Annotated in this window: 20 protein-coding genes and 1 tRNA gene; 12 read left to right on the top strand and 9 right to left on the bottom strand. The window is 63.3% G+C overall.

Features of this window, described 5'->3' with window-relative positions:
- Nucleotides 1-13: 13 nt before the first annotated feature.
- The 8 genes from F2P46_RS11375 (at nt 14) to F2P46_RS11340 (ending at nt 6,735) form a co-directional block, all read left to right on the top strand.
- Entirely contained in the window at nt 14-1,465 is a 1,452-nt protein-coding gene (locus F2P46_RS11375) for an aldehyde dehydrogenase family protein (protein WP_166889031.1), read from the top strand.
- Nucleotides 1,462-2,406 carry a catalase gene (locus tag F2P46_RS11370; RefSeq protein ID WP_166889028.1) on the top strand — a complete coding sequence of 315 codons (945 nt, stop codon included), beginning with the start codon at nt 1,462-1,464 and terminating at the stop codon, nt 2,404-2,406. The genes F2P46_RS11375 and F2P46_RS11370 overlap by 4 nt, the downstream gene beginning before the upstream one ends.
- Nucleotides 2,403-2,960 carry a hypothetical protein gene (locus F2P46_RS11365; protein ID WP_166889025.1) on the top strand — a complete coding sequence of 186 codons (558 nt, stop codon included), beginning with the start codon at nt 2,403-2,405 and terminating at the stop codon, nt 2,958-2,960. Before F2P46_RS11370 ends, F2P46_RS11365 begins: the two co-directional genes overlap by 4 nt.
- A gap of 47 nt (nt 2,961-3,007) precedes the next feature.
- Nucleotides 3,008-3,496: a nuclear transport factor 2 family protein gene (locus F2P46_RS11360; protein WP_166889022.1), complete on the top strand. Its 489-nt coding sequence runs from the start codon at nt 3,008-3,010 to the stop codon at nt 3,494-3,496.
- Nucleotides 3,496-4,260 carry an alpha/beta hydrolase gene (locus tag F2P46_RS11355; RefSeq protein ID WP_166889020.1) on the top strand — a complete coding sequence of 255 codons (765 nt, stop codon included), beginning with the start codon at nt 3,496-3,498 and terminating at the stop codon, nt 4,258-4,260. The genes F2P46_RS11360 and F2P46_RS11355 overlap by 1 nt, the downstream gene beginning before the upstream one ends.
- Before the next feature lie 73 nt (nt 4,261-4,333).
- Entirely contained in the window at nt 4,334-4,759 is a 426-nt protein-coding gene (locus F2P46_RS11350) for an organic hydroperoxide resistance protein (RefSeq protein ID WP_166889017.1), read from the top strand.
- 12 nt (nt 4,760-4,771) lie between these two features.
- The gene (locus F2P46_RS11345; RefSeq protein ID WP_166889015.1) at nt 4,772-6,319 is read left to right on the top strand and encodes a GMC oxidoreductase; all 1,548 of its coding nucleotides are present in this window, start codon (nt 4,772-4,774) and stop codon (nt 6,317-6,319) included.
- A 131-nt stretch (nt 6,320-6,450) separates the two neighbouring features.
- On the top strand, nt 6,451-6,735 hold the full coding sequence (locus F2P46_RS11340) for a hypothetical protein (RefSeq protein WP_166889012.1): 285 nt from the start codon (nt 6,451-6,453) through the stop codon (nt 6,733-6,735).
- Nucleotides 6,736-6,967: 232 nt separating this feature from the next.
- Here the strand turns inward: F2P46_RS11340 and F2P46_RS11335 are convergent, their stop codons facing one another.
- Together F2P46_RS11335 and F2P46_RS11330 are read right to left on the bottom strand one after the other, a co-directional pair.
- Nucleotides 6,968-8,425: an ATP-binding protein gene (locus tag F2P46_RS11335; RefSeq protein WP_166889009.1), complete on the bottom strand. Its 1,458-nt coding sequence runs from the start codon at nt 8,423-8,425 to the stop codon at nt 6,968-6,970.
- 274 nt (nt 8,426-8,699) lie between these two features.
- Nucleotides 8,700-9,338 (bottom strand): DUF6058 family natural product biosynthesis protein, encoded by a 639-nt coding sequence (locus tag F2P46_RS11330; RefSeq protein WP_166889006.1) that lies wholly within the window; start codon nt 9,336-9,338, stop codon nt 8,700-8,702.
- Nucleotides 9,339-9,413: 75 nt separating this feature from the next.
- Here F2P46_RS11330 and F2P46_RS11325 point away from each other — a divergent pair, with 75 nt between their 5' ends.
- The gene (locus F2P46_RS11325; RefSeq protein ID WP_166889004.1) at nt 9,414-10,091 is read left to right on the top strand and encodes a helix-turn-helix domain-containing protein; all 678 of its coding nucleotides are present in this window, start codon (nt 9,414-9,416) and stop codon (nt 10,089-10,091) included.
- On the opposite strand, the gene pabB is transcribed toward F2P46_RS11325, so the two are convergent.
- From pabB to F2P46_RS11310, 3 genes are read right to left on the bottom strand one after another with little or no spacing between them, the layout of a single operon-like run.
- Nucleotides 10,088-11,911: an aminodeoxychorismate synthase component I gene (gene pabB, locus F2P46_RS11320; protein WP_166889001.1), complete on the bottom strand. Its 1,824-nt coding sequence runs from the start codon at nt 11,909-11,911 to the stop codon at nt 10,088-10,090. The two genes, F2P46_RS11325 and pabB, sit on opposite strands and share 4 nt — an antisense overlap.
- Nucleotides 11,912-11,925: 14 nt before the next feature.
- Nucleotides 11,926-12,504, bottom strand: coding sequence for a nucleoid occlusion factor SlmA (slmA, locus tag F2P46_RS11315; protein ID WP_166888998.1), 579 nt, complete (start codon nt 12,502-12,504; stop codon nt 11,926-11,928).
- Between the two features lie 28 nt (nt 12,505-12,532).
- Nucleotides 12,533-13,261, bottom strand: coding sequence for an HAD-IA family hydrolase (locus F2P46_RS11310; RefSeq protein ID WP_368737908.1), 729 nt, complete (start codon nt 13,259-13,261; stop codon nt 12,533-12,535).
- A 42-nt stretch (nt 13,262-13,303) separates the two neighbouring features.
- On the opposite strand from F2P46_RS11310, the gene F2P46_RS11305 reads away from it, so the two are divergent.
- Complete coding sequence (locus F2P46_RS11305) at nt 13,304-14,194, top strand: TraB/GumN family protein (RefSeq protein WP_166888995.1); 891 nt, start codon at nt 13,304-13,306, stop codon at nt 14,192-14,194.
- 24 nt (nt 14,195-14,218) lie between these two features.
- Here F2P46_RS11305 and F2P46_RS11300 read toward each other — a convergent pair.
- Together F2P46_RS11300 and argB are read right to left on the bottom strand one after the other, a co-directional pair.
- Nucleotides 14,219-14,293, bottom strand: a tRNA-Thr gene (locus F2P46_RS11300).
- Between the two features lie 76 nt (nt 14,294-14,369).
- Nucleotides 14,370-15,296, bottom strand: a complete 927-nt coding sequence (gene argB, locus F2P46_RS11295; protein ID WP_166888986.1) for an acetylglutamate kinase — start codon at nt 15,294-15,296, stop codon at nt 14,370-14,372.
- A 237-nt stretch (nt 15,297-15,533) separates the two neighbouring features.
- On the opposite strand from argB, the gene F2P46_RS11290 reads away from it, so the two are divergent.
- Both F2P46_RS11290 and F2P46_RS11285 read left to right on the top strand, forming a co-directional pair.
- Nucleotides 15,534-15,734 (top strand): cysteine-rich CWC family protein, encoded by a 201-nt coding sequence (locus F2P46_RS11290; protein ID WP_166888984.1) that lies wholly within the window; start codon nt 15,534-15,536, stop codon nt 15,732-15,734.
- A 66-nt stretch (nt 15,735-15,800) separates the two neighbouring features.
- Entirely contained in the window at nt 15,801-16,289 is a 489-nt protein-coding gene (locus tag F2P46_RS11285) for a hypothetical protein (protein WP_166888981.1), read from the top strand.
- 7 nt (nt 16,290-16,296) lie between these two features.
- On the opposite strand, the gene F2P46_RS11280 is transcribed toward F2P46_RS11285, so the two are convergent.
- Together F2P46_RS11280 and F2P46_RS11275 are read right to left on the bottom strand one after the other, a co-directional pair.
- Nucleotides 16,297-16,644, bottom strand: coding sequence for a hypothetical protein (locus F2P46_RS11280; protein ID WP_166888979.1), 348 nt, complete (start codon nt 16,642-16,644; stop codon nt 16,297-16,299).
- 3 nt (nt 16,645-16,647) lie between these two features.
- The gene (locus F2P46_RS11275; RefSeq protein ID WP_166888976.1) at nt 16,648-16,836 is read right to left on the bottom strand and encodes a YdiU family protein; all 189 of its coding nucleotides are present in this window, start codon (nt 16,834-16,836) and stop codon (nt 16,648-16,650) included.
- Nucleotides 16,837-16,952 lie beyond the last annotated feature (116 nt).

The raw sequence follows: 16,952 nt of genomic DNA, 5'->3' as shown, positions 1-16,952 counted from the left end.
GAAAGAAACAATCATGAAAAACAGCACCGCACTGCACTGGATCGATGGCCAATGGCACGATTCCGAACAACACCGCGACTCGATCGATCCGGCCACCTACGAGGTGATCGGGCGCTACGCCGACGGCGGCGCGCGCGAAGCGGCGCACGCCACCGCGGCCGCCAGGCGCGCCTTTGCCGACTCCCCGTGGAAGGAAGACCGCGCCCTGCGCGCCCGGGTCTTGCACGCGCTGGCCGACGCCTTCGAGCGCCACGCCGGCGCACTGGTCGACCTGCTCTCGGCCGAAAACGGCAAGATCAAGGCGGAGGCGGCCTTCGAAGTGTCGATGGTCCCTTCCAAGCTGCGCTACTACGCCTCGCTCGTGCGCACCGAATACGGACGCGCCCTCGAACCGAAGGCGGGCAGCATCTCGCTGGTGCTGCGCGAAGCGATCGGGGTGGCGGGCATCATCGCGCCCTGGAATTCGCCGGTGGTGCTGATGATCCGCTCGCTGGCGCCGGCCTTGGCCGCCGGCTGCACCGCGGTCATCAAGATGCCGGGCCAGACCGCGCAGACCAATGCGCTGGTGTCGGCCATCATGGCCGGGGTGGCCGACCTGCCGTCCGGCGTCGTCAATCTGTTCTCGGAGTCGGGCGCGGAAGGCGCCAAGTGGATGATCGAATCGCCCGACATTCCGGTCATCAGTTTCACCGGCAGCACCGGCACCGGCCGCGCGATTGCCGAAGTCGGGGCGCGGCGCCTGAAGCGCTTCGGCCTGGAACTGGGCGGCAAGACGCCGATGATCGTCTTCGACGACGCCGACCTCGGCGCCGCCCTGCCCAAGCTCGAAAAAGCCCTGACCGTCTTTTCCGGCCAGTTCTGCATGACCGGCTCGCGCCTGCTGGTACAGCGCGGCGTTGCCGATACGGTGCGCACGCGGCTGGCGGCGCGCCTGGGGGCCGTGCGGATGGGACCGGCCAGCGACCCGGCCAGCGACATGGGGCCGCTGATCGACAAGCCGAACGTGGCGCGCGTCGAGGGCCTGGTCGAGGCCGCGATTGCGGCCGGCGCCAACGTCCTGGTGCGCGGCGGCGCCGTGACCGATGGCGTGCTGGCCCGGGGCGCCTTCTATCGCCCCACACTGCTCGAAGTGAGCGACCCGGAACTCGACATCGTGCAGAAGGAAACCTTCGGCCCGGTCCTGACCTTGCAGGTGTTCGATACCGAAGCCGAGGCCATCGTCCTGGCCAACAACAGCGAGTTCGGCCTGGCCGCCAGCATCTGGTCGCGCGACGTCGACCGTCCGCTACGGGTGGCGCGCCGGCTGGAAGCGGGCACGGTCTGGATCAACGACTGGGCCGTGGTGTACGACGAGTGCGAGGAAGGCGGCTACAAGCAGTCCGGCCTGGGGCGCTTGAACGGCATGGCGGCCATGGACGATTTTCTCCAGTACAAGCACATCACCATGAGCCCGGGCGCGGCGTGAAGCAGCCGGACCTGTATGAGGGATTGCTGGACGCCCTGTATGCCATCTTCGGCAGGCATGCGGGCTTGCGCGTGACGCATGCCAAAGGCATCGTGGCGCACGGCAGCTTTACCGCCTCGCCGGCGGCGGCGCGCCTGAGCCGCGCGGCCCACCTGCAGGGCGCGCGCGTGCCGCTTACCTTGCGCTTTTCGAACTTCAGCGGCGTGCCGTCCACCGCCGACGGCGACCCCGGCGCCGGCCCGCAGGGACTGGCGTTGCGCTTCCTGCTGGACGATGGCCGCCACACCGACATCGTCGCGCATTCCTACGACGGTTTTCCGGTGGCCACGCCGGAGCAGTTCCTCGGCTTTTTGCAGGGGCTGGCCGGCGCGGGCGGCGAGCGGCCCGACCCGCTGCCGCTGGACGCCTTTTTGGCGCGCCATCCGCGCGCGCAACGTTATCTGGAAGCGCCCAAGCCGGCGCCCGCCAGTTACCTGGCCCAGGCATATTTTGGCGTGAACACCGTGCGCTTGCTCGACGCCGCCGGCGCCGCCGTGCACGGACGCTACCGGATCGAGCCGCTGGAGGCGCCGATTGCGCCGTCGCCAGCTGCGCTGCCGGGCACCGATTTCCTCGGCGCCGAGCTGGGCGAACGCCTGCGCCGCGCGCCGGCCAGGCTGCGCCTGGTGCTGCAATGCGCCGCGCCGGGCGACGAGCTCGACGACGGTTCGCTGGCCTGGCCGCGCAGCGGTCCGGATGCGCGCCCGGAAATCGAACTGGGCATCCTCAGCGTCGAAACGGTCGAGGTGGACGGGCAAGTACAGGCGGCGCGGCAGCAAGCGCTCGCCTTCAATCCCGGGCAGTTGATCGACGGTATCGAAGCCTCTGGCGACCCGATGCTTGCCGCGCGCGCCGAACTGTACCGGCGCGCAGCGTTGCGGCGGCGCCCGGTGCAGGCATGAGCCTGGCGGCGCCCGGCGAGCAAGGCATGAGCGCCATCGTGCACGAGGTCGATCCGCGCCACCGCGCCGACTACGAGCGCTCGATGGTGGCGGCCACGCAAGCGCACCGCCAGTGCCGCGGCTACCTGGCGATGGATCTGATCAAGCCGGCCGGCGCCGGCGCCTGCTATGTGGTGCTGCTGCGCTTTGCCAGCGTGGGCGACGCCAGCGCATGGCTGGTCTCGCCGCAGCGCCGCCAGTTGATCGAGCAAGCCCGCCCCTGGCTGCTGCGCGAAGAACGCTACCAGGTGCACGCCGGGTCCGCGTTCTGGTTCACCCCGGCGGGTGCCGGCGCGCTGCCCAGGCGCTGGAAGCAATGGCTGCTCTCGACCCTGGCGGTGTTTCCGCTGACCACGCTCATTCCCGCCGTGGTGCGCGCGGCGGCGGAGCGGCTGGCCCCGGCCGTGCCCGCGCTGGCGCTTGGTGCGCTGAGCGCCACGCTGGTGTCGGGCGTGATGGTGTACTGGCTGATGCCCCTGTTCTCACGCGTGGCGGCCGGCTGGCTGTCGCGCTGAATGTGCCAATTTTTTTGTTAGTTGATTTTCTAAAGGAAGACATTGCAATGACGTATCAAACTCCCCTGAGCACCAGCGACCGTTTCGAGATCTTCGAACAACTCAATCTGCACCAGCGCTACATCGACAACGATGCGAGCCTGGCATCGGCCCGGACGTACATCGGCCTGTACTGGCCCGAAGCCGAATTTTCGGTGAAGGACATCCGCGAAAATATGTTTCGCGGCGTGGAAGGACTCAAGCAGCTGTACGACTACGCGCACAGCGTGTTTCCGCTGCACCTGATGCGCCATGCCGTGGGCACCTTCGTCATCGAAGGCGGCGATAAGGTCGCCAAGGTGGAATGGAACTGGATCGTCACTTGGAAGGCGGACCAGCAAGGCGTAGTCTCGACCGGCACCTACACCGACCGCTTCGAACAGCGCGACGGCGTCTGGAAGTGCCTCTCGCGCGCCTCGAATGTCGATCCGAACTGGCCGGCCGACCTGTTCCAACCCTGGGTCGACCAGCAGGAAACCGCTTTCAAGGCCTCATGATGAAAAACGTACTCGAACATACCTTGCTGGCGTGCGCCGCCGTGACGGCCACCTTGTCCGCCACCATCGTGCCGGCCCAGGCGGCCGACGATACCACGGTGGTGCTGGTGCATGGCGCCTTTGCCGATGGTTCCAGCTGGGGCAAGGTAATCCCGCTGCTGCAAGCGAAGGGCGTGAAAGTGGTGGCCGTGCAAAACCCCTTGTTCTCGCTGGCCGACGATGTCAGCGCCGCCAAAAAGGTGATCGACGCGCAGCCGGGCAAGGTGGTGCTGGTCGGCCACTCCTGGGGCGGGGCCGTGATTACCCAGGCCGGCGACAGCGACAAGATCAAGGCGCTGGTGTATGTGGCTGCGTTCGCCCCGTCCGAAGGCGAGACCCTCGGCACGGTGGGCAAGGATTATCCGGTGCCGCCGGGCGTGCCCTCGCTCAAGCCCGACGCCGCCGGCTACCTGACCCTGTCCGATGCCTCGTACGCCGCCAACTTCGCCCAGGACATCCCGGCCGCCACCGCCAGGGCGTACGCCGCCACGCAAGGCTTGTTTCCGGCCAAGGCCTTCGACGAAAAGATCACCTACGCGGCCTGGAAGACCAAGCCGAACTACTACATCGTCGCCAGCAACGACCGCATGCTGTCGCCCGACCTGGAACGCGCCTTTGCCAAGAAGCTCAAGGCGGTCACCACCGTGCTGGCCAGCAGCCATGTGCCGATGCTGTCGCAGCCGCAAAAAGTGGCCGACGTCATCCTGGCCGCCGTCAAACGCTGAGCCCACCCCGCCGGCGGCCTGGCGCCGCCGGCCCGCCAGCGCATTCCACCCATTCACGCAACAGGAAACACCCATGTCCATCGCCAACATCCTCTACCGCGCCAGCGTCACCGTCACCGGCGGGCGCGAAGGCCGCGCCGTCTCGGCCGACAATACGCTCAACCTCACCTTGACCACGCCCAGCGAACTGGGCGGCACTGGCGCCCCCGGCTCCAACCCCGAGCAACTGTTCGCCGCAGGCTATTCGGCCTGTTTTCTGGCGGCCTTGAAACTCGTCGGCCGGCGCGACAAAATCACGATGCCGGCCGACTCTTCGATCGAAGGGACGGCCGGCATCGGCCAGGCCGACAACGGCTACGGCCTCGAGATCGAACTGATCATTTCCTTGCCGGGCATGGCGCGCGCCAAGGCGGAGACGCTGATCGCCGCCGCCCACCTGGTCTGTCCGTATTCGCACGCGACGCGCGGCAATATCGACGTGACCCTGACGCTGGCCTGAGCGGACAAGACCATGACTGTCGATTCCCACCTTGTTGATGTTGTCATTCTCGGCGGCGGCTCGGCCGGCGCCGTGCTGGCGGCCCGCCTGTCGGAGCTGCCCCGGTTCAGCGTATTGCTGGTCGAGGCCGGCAGCGCCTTCGATCCGGACGAATATCCTGAGCAAATTTACAGCAGCAACATCATCGCCGCCAACGGCGATGCGCGCTACGAATGGGCTTACCATGCCATCCCGCTGGCCCAGGCGCAGCCGGTGTATGCGCCGCGCGGCAAAGTGCTCGGTGGCAGCTCCGCCATCAACGGCGCCGTCGCCTGCCGCGCCTTGCCCTTCGACTTTGCGCGCTGGACGGCAAAAGGCTTGCGCGGCTGGGGGTACGAAGACGTGCTGCCTTACTACAAAAAAATGGAAAGCGCCCCGCATGGCGAGGAACGCTGGCACGGCCGCAGCGGGCCGCTGCCGATTCATCAAATGTCGATGGAGGGCATCACGCCGGTGCAGCGCGCCATGGTGCAAGCGGCCTGGGCCTTGGGGGCGCGCCGGGTGGACGACTTCAACGATCCCGAAGCGAACAACGGCGCCGGGCCGAACCCGATGAACATCCTCAACGGCGTGCGCGTCAATACCGGCATGGCTTACCTGACCCGGAGCGTGCGTGCCCGCCCGAACCTGGCCATCCTCGATCGCAGCATCGTCGACAAGCTGGTCGTCGAGAATGGACGGGTGGCTTCGGTCTTGCTGGCCGATGGCCGCGAAATACGCGGCAAGGAAGTCATTCTCAGCGCCGGCGCGTATGGTTCCGCCGCGATCTTGCTGCGTTCGGGAATCGGTCCGAAGGCCGACCTCGACGCGCTGGATATTCCAGTGGTCAAGGATGCGCCGGTCGGTACCCATCTGCTCGATCACGCCTTTTTCTGGATGAATTTCAGCGCGAAAGCGGAACTGAAAGGGCAGGAGCACCCGGTGGTTGGTTCCCAGTGGTGGACCAATTCCTCGTATGCGAGTTCGGACCAGGAACTCGACATCGGCATTTCACCGTCGCACCTGCTCGACCCGGCCAGCAGCCCGACCGGCGTGGCGTTTTCGCTCGGCCTGGAACTGATGCATTGCACCTCGCACGGGCGGATCCGCCTCAAGAGCCGCGATCCGCACGAGGCGCCGCTGATCGAACTCAATCATCTGAGCACGGAGGACGACATGCGGCGCATGGTGGAGTGTTTCCGCCTGGCCAGGACGCTGGCGGCCACCGAGCCGCTCAAGAGCATGATCGTGGAGGAACTGTATCCTGGGCCGTCCATCGACGACAGCGAGCAGCAGGTCCGCAGCGCGCTGGCGGCCGGGGTGGGAACCTTGCAGCATCCTTGCGCCAGTGCGCCGATGGGCTTGCCGGACGACCCGCGCGCCGTCGTCGATGAACAGGGGCGCGTGCATGGGGTGGGCGGGCTGCGGATTATCGATGCCTCCATTCTTCCCGAAATTCCGCTCATCAACTTGAATCCGACGTTCATCATGATGGCGGAGAAGTTATCGGATATCATCAAGCAAACCGCCATCCGCGCCTGAGCGGCCAGCTCGCGCGCCGGCGTGGAAGCAATATCGCCGGCGCGGATCGAACAGCTTGAGAACGATGCTTTCGCAGGATTCATTCACCACCATGGCCGCGCATCGATGGCCGTCGAACGGGAGAATATGTGATGAGTGCCAGGGACTTTTTTGTTGTCGATGAAGAGCAAGATGCGCATGCGCGCGAGGCATATGCACCATGGAAAGCGGCAGCCGGCAATGAGGCGGCTGAGCTGAGTGCGCCGCAAGGCAAGGGATTGAGCTACGCTGACCAGTTCGGCAACGAAGAAACCACGCTCCAGTTCCTTGTGAAGCATATTTTGCCGCTTCTCATCATCGCCCTGCTTGTGACGGTGGCGATGGCCACCGGCGACAGCGCAAGCGTGAGCGACATTCCCACGCCTTGCCGGAGGTGACGGATAGTCGTCATCGGCGACCGGGCACATAAAGACGGTCCTTTTGGCGCTGTCAACAGGATGCCGCGCTGGGCACGTTCGCTGTTTGCCCGACGGGCGGGTAAACCAGGCCGACGATCTCGTCGACGATGCCCATGCAGTAATCAACGCCGCTCGCTAACGCACTGGGTATGACCGCGCCAACTTGGTTCGTGCATTTTGGTTATCAGAAATATTCACTGCCGTAGATGCTTCACGCCCAGTAGGGAACGTATTCTGCGAATTTGTTGCCGCTCGTTGTGTCCTTACGTTTTATCCTGTTAGCCTGTACCGCGTCTGCAATCAGATTGGTGATCTGGTTGCGTTGGCGCTCACTTACCTTGAAGCGGGTTCGAAGGGTGGTGTTGGTGAGCGTTTGACTCGACAAGAACTGCAAAACAGCATGTTGGTAGCATGCTTCGATGCGTTCAGCCTGTGTCATATCCGCAAACTGACGGGGTGCGTAGAGCGTTACCTGGAACGCATTCTCCAATGGTGTGAACAAGACTGGTGGCATGCCGAATAACTCGATGGAGGTCACTACTTTCTGAAAGCCAGTTCCTCGTTCTTCGCAGATGCGGTACATGCGAAATTTTGACGCTAACAACTCGTTGCGCGACTCTGGCGTGGTGCCGATCAAACGATCGAGGCGTTTTCCCGGAAGCAGTGTTCCTGGGTTGGTGAAGGTAATTCTGTCATCGTAAATTTCAATTGTTGGTCCAGCGCCGGTTACGTTGAAGTCTTGGTGAATTAAGGCATTCGCAATAAGTTCTCGTAGAGCTATTTCGGGATAGACACTCACCTCTTCGCGAAGCGATTGCTTGATCACTTCGGAATGGGGCAATATGCGCTTCAAGTAGCCAATCAGGCCCTCGAACCCGATTGCGTAGCCTTTGTTTCCGATCATTTCATCGGTCGTATCAACCTTGTTTTTGCCACGGTAGCGAATCACCCTGATACGTTTGCGGCTGAGTGTGTCGAACTGTGCCAGCTCGCGCGCGGCAGTGATGCCGGCGAGGTTCGTCATGTAATATCCGACTCCTTCGGGAACAACCATATTTTCATCGGTTAACCAGCGCATCAGTTCGCTTTCCTCATCTGGTAGCGGGCGTTGTAGTAGCTTGCTGATTGTTGCCAGGTCGATCCGTACAAGAACTTCGCTGGCCGGTAGCATGGATGAGGCGCGTAGCTCTTCCCAGCGTGGCGCGTGGCTATTGAGCATGAGCGAACCAATTTCTGCTCGCGACGCTTTTCTGGTTGTTCCTCCCGAACGTATCCATGTTTCTTCTATGCTTTTTCCTCTCCGGTGTGCTGGTTTGTGAAGGTGCTCTCGAACATATATCAAAAGTATAGGGACGTTATGAAATTCGACAACAGCATGGTCCAGTATGAGGGGAGGTTCAACCGCATCGCGGCCCAAATTGGCGAGCCGCAAAATGATCTCTTCCACTTCCGCCTGGTCGACGCCGACCAATCGCGCGCTGGCATCGACGATACCGTAAGCCAGATAACCACCGTTGGGATAGTTGGCGAAAGCAATAAGATGTTCGGTCAGGCGTTCCTTGTTGTCGGAAACGGCGACTTTCCAGTCCAGTTCGTTCACCTCGTGAGGTACGGGTTCGAGACTGGAGTTTAGTGAGGCAATCCCTTGAGCTATCCAGTGTTTACTCATGTGATTGTAAGTGACTGATTTTAAAGGGGTAAATGACTTCGTCGTTTTTCTGGTGTGATAAGTGGCGCCACATGTACCGCGTATAAACCGATGACCATCAGAATGATGAAGGCGTGAGAGGACTCGCCAGACATCTTACGTCGGACCTATCATTCCTCTTCCTGACTTATATCAATATCGGTGCTTTTAGAGTTGCTCAATCTGAACCGTGTCTGGATCCGCTGCTACAGATGGGATGCTTGCTACAAGCTGGCAATCGCGGCAAATGCGTTGGTCATAACTGGTAAGTCTTGCGCACCTCGTCGATGAGCAAATGGCGCGAACTGCGCTCCCGCTCATGCGGCGCGAACTGGCCGCTGGCGGTGTCGAGCAGGTCGACCGCCAGGGTCAGGCACACCCGGTCGCGCATCGACAGGGCCTGTTCGACGGGTTTGCCGATGATCTCGCGGATGATCGTCGTGGCCAGCTCTTTTGAGGCGATATCTTCCGGCAGCCCGGTCTTGGTGCACACGCCGTAGGTGCCTTCGAGGAAGTGGCGCCACTCCTCGACCAGGTGCTGGTCCAGCCCCGCGCCGAGCTTGGGGTTGTCGCTGCACAGGCCGGCCGCTTTCAGCTGCCCCAGGCGGGCGCGGTAGCGCTCCGCGAACACGCGCAAGGCATCGGCCTCGCCGCCCAGCGACTGAAGAAGTCCGATCCACGAGGCGTAGCCCTTGGCGTAATAGACGAGCTGCTTGTGTTCCTGGTGCGCGCCGAAGAAGGAGTCGCAGTTGACGTCAATGCGCAGCCGGTACGACGCCTGCGGCATCATCGCGCGCTGCTGAAGTGCCGCCAGCTCGCCGGCGTCGATGCCGGATACCGCCAGCAGCTGTTCCTCGGTAAACAATCCATCGCTCAGGTAGTGGATCAGTTCCATGGCCGCTCTCTCGTTGGTCGACAGGGCCTACTATACAAGCTTGTGCGTGCTGCATGGTTCGGCTACCATCGAACCATGAAAGACGGACCCAATATCATCGGCATCGCCGCCCTGATCGGCGATCACGCGCGCGCGGAAGTGCTGACCGCGCTCATGTCGCGCATGGCGCTGACCGCCACCGAGCTGGCCGACATCGCCGGCGTCACCAAGCAGACCATCAGCGCGCACCTGGCCAAACTGGTCGACGCCGGCCTGCTGGCGGTGGAAGCGCAGGGCCGCCACCGCTACTTTCGCCTGGCCGACGACGATGTGGCGCAACTGCTCGAGTCGCTCATGAACGTGGCTTTTCGCACCGGCGCCATCCGCCTGCGTTCGAGCCCGCGCGAGCCGGCCTTGCGCAAGGCGCGCGTGTGCTACGACCACCTGGCCGGCGAACTCGGGGTGCTGGTGTACGAGGGCTTGCTGGCACGCGGTGCTTTCACGCCCGATGCGGCCGGCCTGCGCCTCACCGAAGCCGGCGGCGCCATGATGCAAGCCATCGGCGTCGACCTGGCGGCGGCGGCCGGCACGCGGCGCGCCTTTTGCCGCACCTGCCTTGACTGGAGCGAGCGCCGGCATCACCTGGCCGGCACCCTGGGCGACGCGCTGCTGGCGCGCTTCGAAGAACTGGGCTGGGCCAGGCGCTCGCTCGATTCGCGCGTGGTGGCGTTCAGCGAGGCCGGCGAACAGGCCTTGCGCGCCTGGGTGGATTAGATTAATACCGCCATCATCGGCCCACGCAGGGCGTTGCAGACCATCAGGCCGGTGGCGCGTTCGAACATCGCGCGCGTGACGATGGTTTCTTCGGCATCCCACTGCGCGTCCGCCAGCACCAGCGCGCGCATGATCCCGGGCAGCAGGCCGCAGGCCAGGGCGGGCGTGCGCCAGCGGCCGTCGACCCGTACGAACACATTGCTGCGGCCTCCTTCGGTCAGCTCGCCGCGCTCGTTGAAGAACAGCATATCGAATGCGCCCTGCGCCTCGGCCGCGCGCCAGGCGGCGTCGTAGCGGGTGCGGATGCTGGTTTTGTGGCGCAGGAAGAGTTCGTCGGCGCGCATCGCGTCGGGCGCCAGCAGCACGCGCACCGGTTGCGTCAGCGCCGCCAGCGCGCCGCTTTGCACGCTGAAGGTACCGGACGGGCTGATGGCGAGCCGCATGCGCGAGGGCGCGCCGGGCGCCAGCGCGGCGCAGGCGGCGTCCAGGGCCGCATGGGCGGCGGCGTCATCGAACGGGAAGCCGAAGTAGCGCGCCGATTGCGCCATGCGCGCCAGGTGCCGCGCGCGGTGGCGGCAGCCGTCGGCGCGCGTGGCGTGCAGCGTTTCGAAGACCTGGAAGCGGTTTTCCAGGCCGGTGAGAAAACGCGCCTTGAGCTGGCACTCGGCGTATTCGTCGGCGCAATCGCTGTCGTACACGATGCCGGCGCCGACGCCCATTTCGCCGTGCCGCGTGCCGCCGTGTTCGGATTGCAGCGCCAGGGTGCGGATCGGCACCGACAGGCAAAAGTCGCCGATCGCACCCGCTGTGGCGGGCGGCTCGAACCAGCCGATGGCGCCGGTGTAGACGCCGCGCGCGGCAGGTTCGAGCTCGTGGATGATTTCCATCGCACGCCGTTTGGGCGCGCCGGTGATCGAGCCGCACGGGTACAGCGCCGCGAAGATGTCGGCCAAGGTGGCGCCGGCCCGCAGGCGCGCGCGCACGGTGGACGTCATCTGCAGCACGCTGGCAAAGCGCTGCACGTCGAACAGCGCCGGCACCTCGACGCTGCCGGTGACGGCGACTCTTCCAAGGTCGTTGCGCAGCAGGTCGACGATCATCAGGTTTTCGGCGCGGTTCTTGGGGTCGGCCGCGAGCGCGCCGGCGCGGCGCGCGTTGTCGCTGTCGTCGTCGCTGGCCGGGGCGGTGCCTTTCATCGGGCGGGCGATGAGTTCACCACCTTGATGGCGCACGAACAGTTCGGGCGAGAGCGAGAGCACGGCGCCGCCGTCGGGCAGGGCGATCAGGGCGCCGTAGGGCACCGGCTGGCGCGCGCGCAGGCGTGCGTACAGCGCGTGGGGCGAACCGAAGGCGTCGAAGCGCAGGCGGTAAGTGTAGTTGACCTGGTAGGTGTCGCCGGCGGCGATGTAGTCGTGGATGCGCGCCAGCGCCTCGCTGAAGGCCTTCTGGTCGACGTTGGCGCGCACCTTGGCGATGCCGGCCGGGCTATCGCCGTCGCGCGCTTGCGCGGCCAGCCAGGCCGCCACCTCGCTTGACGTCATGCGGGTGCAGGTATCGAACAGCAGCACTTGCGCCAGCGGGCCGCTGGCAGGGTGCGCATCGATGCCGAGCAGGTGTCCGCCCAGTTCATAAGCGAGCACCGCCACCGCGTGCAGGCCGCGCGCGAGCGCTTCCTGGAGCTGCGCCAGAAGGGGCGGCCAATCGTCTGCCGCGTCGCAGCGCAGGGTGCCCGCGTGGCCCGTGTACAGACGCGAACCAACTGCATGCCCGGCGCCGCCGGTGGCGTCGTCGAGCAGGGCAAAGCAGTGCGCGCTGTTCATCGGTGCAAGGGCGGTCAGGCCGCCAGCAGCAGGGAGATCTGCAGGGCCGTGCCCTCGGTCGGATTGTGGCGGAAGCCGCTCTTGGCGTAGCGGTGCCAGCGTCCGACCACGTAGGCCACCAGCAGGCTGGCGCGCGCGGCGACATCGGCTTCCTGGCCGTGACCCTGGGTCACGGCCAGGCGCAGCGACTGCTTGCAGGCCAGTTCGACCTTGTCGTAGAACTGGTTCATGCGCAGTTGCAGGCGCTCGTCTTCGTTGACCAGGGCGTCGCCGATCAGCACCCGCGTCATGCCGGGATTGTTGGCCGCGAAGCCGAGCAGCATCTGCAGCACGGCGTGGGCCTGGTCGACCCCGCCCTGTTCGTTTTCGGCGATCTGGTTAATCAGGCCGAAGACGCTCGATTCGATGAAGTCGATCAGGCCTTCGAACATCTGCGCCTTGCTGGCGAAGTGGCGGTACAGCGCCGCTTCGGATACGTCCAGCCGTGCTGCCAGTGCCGCCGTGGTGATTTTCTCGCCTTTGGGCTGCTCCAGCATGGAGGCCAGGGCCTGGAGGATTTGCAGCTTGCGCTGGCCCGGCTTGGTGCTTGCCATGTGTTCTCGATGAGGTGGGTTGTCGTTGTCAGCGCAGCCGATTCATGCATCTCGGCAACTGAAGCACGGATTTTACTTTGACATCGACATAAGCGGGGCGTTTTAACTTTTTTGGCAACGGCGCAACACCGATCGGGTCGGCCATGCGCAGATATTGGGTGACCCATGCGGTGCGCATGCCGACCTGTTTGGCGGTGCGCAGGTTGGCCAGGGTGTCTTCGACCAGGATGCAGCGTTGCGCGGCCACGCCGTGCTTGCGCAGCAGGCGGCGCAGCATCAGCTTGGACGGCTTGGGGCGCAGCTGGCCGTGCACGTGCATGTTTTCGATGGCGATGTGGTGGCTGAAGTGGCGCCGCAATCCCAGATGGCGCATGACGTCGGTCGAGTAGCGCGTTGGCGCGTTGGTCAGCAAGATTTTCCGCCCCGGCAGGCGCCTGAGCAGGCGCGCCAGGCCGCGTTCGTAGCGGATCATGCCTTCCAGCCGTTCGATGTTGTGGGTCTCGTGCAGGAAGTCGGCGGCGCTGACCTGGTGGTGCTTGATCATCCCGAGCAGGGTGGCGCCGTAGCGTGTCCAGTAGGCGAGGCGGGCCGCGTTGACCACATCCGCGCTGGCGGGCGTGACGCCGTCGCCCAGCACGCGCGCGATGTACACGTTCATGTTGGCGGTGATGGTGGGGAAAATCGCGTGCGAGGCGTTGTGCAGCGTATTGTCGAGATCGAACAACCAGAGCGGGGCGGAGCGGGTAAGATTGGGCACAAGAGACCTGACTAAAAACGCGAAACAACAAGGAAAAAACGCATGAGACGTCCAATTATAGTGGTGTTCCTCAGCCTTCTGATGCTGGCCCTGCCATCGGCCTGGGGCGCCGAGCGCGGCGCGCTGTTCAAGGTGAGCGGCAGCGGCCACACGATGTACCTGTTCGGCACCATGCACGTGGGCTTGCCCGAGTTCTATCCCCTGGAGCCGCGCATCGCCACGGCCATCCAGAACGCCTCGGCGCTGGCGCTGGAGGTCGACCTGTTGCAGGACCCGGCCAAGCTGGGCGCGGCGATGCAGGCGCATGCCATGCTCGCGCCCGGCAAACCGGGTTTCCAGGACCGCTCGCCGGCGTTTCGCAAGCGCGTCGAGCAAGCCTTGAAAAAGGCGAAGATCGATCCGGCCGCGGTGGCGCGCTTCAAGCCATGGCTGGTGGCCACCACCCTCACCCTGGCCGAGTACGCGTCGGAAGGTTACCAGGCCGAACTGGCGGTCGATATCAAGCTGGCGCAGATGGCGCGCGCCAGCAAGGTGCCGGTGATCGAGCTCGAATCGATCAGCGCCCAGTTCGCCATGTTCGACCGCCTGGGCGAGCAAGAGCAGTGGACATTCCTGGAAGAGAGCGTCGATATGATGGAGTCCGGCAAGCAGCGCGCGGAAATGCGCCAGATTGTCGATGCCTGGGGCTCGGCCGACAAGGCTGCGCTCGATGCGGTGGCTGCCAAGGTCGAAGGCGACAACAGCGTGTCGGGCAAGTTCATGCAAAAAGTGCTGTTGGAAGAACGCAACGGACCATTGGCCGAGAAGCTGGCCGCCTTGCTGGCCAAGCAGGACAAGAGCGTGGCGGCGATCGGCGTGTTGCATTTGGTCGGCAAGCACAGCGTGCCGGCATTGCTGGGCGCAAAAGGGCTGACGGTCGAGCGGGTGTACTGAAGGGGGAGGGTGCTGCGGGAGGAATGGTGCCCTTTACGTGGATTGAACACGTGGCCTCTCCCTTACCAAGGGAGTGCTCTACCACTGAGCTAAAAGGGCGGTACTGGTGGGGACCTCGCCAAACCTGTTGCGGTTTTGCGAGGTCCCCGTGGCGGCTGATGCCGCCACAAATTATTTAGTGCGACCGGATCATAGTGCCAAAAGCCTGTTCGGTCAAGACCTCGAGCAGCAAAGAGTGCTCGATTCGCCCGTCGATGATGTGAACCGTGTTCACGCCCGACTTGGCCGCGTCCAGCGCCGATGAAATTTTAGGCAGCATGCCGCCGGAAATGGTGCCATCGGCGAACATTTCGTCGATCTCGCGGGCCGACAAATCGGTCACGAGCTTGCCTTTTTTATCTTGCACGCCGGCGATGTTGGTCATCATGATCAACTTTTCGGCTTTCAGGATTTCCGCGATCTTGCCGGCGACGACGTCGGCATTGATGTTGTAGGCCTGGCCATCCTGACCGAAACCGATCGGCGAGATGATCGGGATGAAGGCATCGTCCTGCAGCGCCTTGACCACGGCGGGGTTGATGGCGTCGATTTCGCCGACAAAGCCGATGTCGAGGAACTGGCCCGGGTTTTCCTTGTCGGGCATGGCCATCTTGCGCGCGCGGATCAGGCCGCCATCTTTGCCGGTCAGGCCGACAGCCTGGCCCCCGTAATGGTTAATCAGCATCACGATGTCTTGCTGGACTTCGCCGCCGAGCACCCATTCGACCACTTCCATGGTTTCTTCGTCGGTGATGCGCATGCCTTGCACGAAGGTGCCTTGCTTGCCGATTTTTTTCAGGGCGTTGTCGATCTGGGGACCGCCGCCGTGCACCACGACCGGGTTCATGCCGACCAGCTTGAGCAGGATGACGTCGCGCGCGAAGCCGTGCTTGAGGCGTTCGTCGGTCATCGCATTGCCGCCGTATTTGATGACAATGGTCTTGCCATGGAAATTGCGGATATACGGCAGTGCCTCGGCCAGGATCTGCGCCTTGATCTGCGGAGAAACCGCGGTCAGGTCGTCTTGATGGTCGGTCTTCAGTGTGGGCAAAGGAGCGGTCATGGCGGGTCCGGAAATGAAATTTTGCGAGATTTTACAGTCAACAGGGAGAAGCTTGTGGGCATTATAGGGCTATCTTGTTGTATTTTCATTTTTGATCCGTTAGGCTGGGCTTAAATGCATCTCCACGGCGCCGTGCTTCTCTTTTGTGACAGGGTGGCAGCGCATCAATTAATCAGGAAACACGCCCATGAATGGCATCGCCCGCATTTGCCTTTTCCCATTTTGGATCAGCTCGCCATGAGTACCTGCAGCCGCTGTGGGGCGCAGTTCGGCTGCGCCATGGCCGACGGCACGGCGGGGCCGTGCTGGTGTACGGAGTTACCGCCGGTGGTGGCGGTGCCGGAGGCGGACGGCGCGGCGGCTTGCTGGTGCCCGGCTTGCCTGAAGAAGCACATCGAGGCGCAAAAAAATTCCCCGTCCGAGGCTGTGGGCGACTGAGCGGCCGCGCATAGCGCATGCACGGTTGTATTGATAAACTTTCTATCCGATCGAACAGGATGTCCCATGTACTACGACCTGGCTGCCAGCATCGTCCGTCTGCCGCAAAACAAGTCCGCGATCGACCTGTTAACCCAGCATGAGTTTGTTTGGGCCGAATACGGGGAAGAATTAGCGCAGTGGGCCACCATTGCGAGCAATACCCCCGGCCTGGAACCGGTGAGCGCGCGCGTCAGTGGCGGCAAAACCAGGTACACCTATAAAGGCAAGAGCGTCGTCGTGCCGCTCGAGGAGAGCCGGAACGACAATCTGATTTCGGTCTACACCTTGAGCCAGCTGGTCAGGGAAGATGCGGAATTGCGCATGTGCACCGATACCACTGGCAATAGCGAACAAGCCTTTCTTGTGCTGCCCCCGGCGCAGTGGATGCGCTTGGAAGACGAGTGCGGCACGGAGGCGGTGCGTTTCCGTTTTTTCGCGCTTCCGCCAAGCTTGAAGGCGTTTTTCGCACAGGCTTTTGTTGCTGAGAACCTGCACATGTACGATCAAGACTGAGCGGGCGTTAGTCTCCTTGCGGCGGAATGATTGGCGTGGAAACCGGTTCTCTGAACGCCGGGTTGGGTATGGTTTGAATACCGACCGCTTTTTCCGTGCTCGCAGTTCTTTCTCGCACTGCTTCCCTGATAAATTGCGCTGCAAGACGGCCGCCGCGTTGTTTTAAACAGAGAATGTTTTCAGGTAGCATTTGCACTTCTATGAATGCTTCCGCTTCCGACTGACCGGGCTGGCGCGAGTGGGCGGCATGGAATTGCGTACGCCATTCCATCTTGCTGCGCTGATAGGCGGCGTATGCCAATGCACCGGAAACGTCATCCGGGCCGGAAAGAAATTTTGAGTAGACAGATTCCATTTTCTACTCGCTGGCCAATGCTGCACTTGCTGCCGCTGATGCTTTTCTCAGGTCATCGTCCGAAAATTCCATTTCCTCAATAATTTGCTCGATTCGAGGCGAGAGTGGGGGGATGAGCGGGACTTTGCACGACAAGCGCTCTTGAATGCGTTGTATTTCCTCGTCGGAAAATGACATTGTGACTATGAACATGGCAAACCTCCGAAGCGATTGATTCGGTCTTCCGTACCCACGTTACTCAGGTAGTTTTTACTCACATGACGAGACAGGGATAGGCTGAAAAACTGTACAAGTAGTAGACCACGGCG

It is taken from the genome of Massilia sp. CCM 8734 (assembly GCF_011682155.1).
Taxonomy (GTDB): domain Bacteria; phylum Pseudomonadota; class Gammaproteobacteria; order Burkholderiales; family Burkholderiaceae_D; genus Telluria_A; species Telluria_A rubra.
The sequence above is the reverse complement of the archived record's forward strand: the minus strand, read 5'-3'. Positions and strand labels throughout refer to the sequence as shown.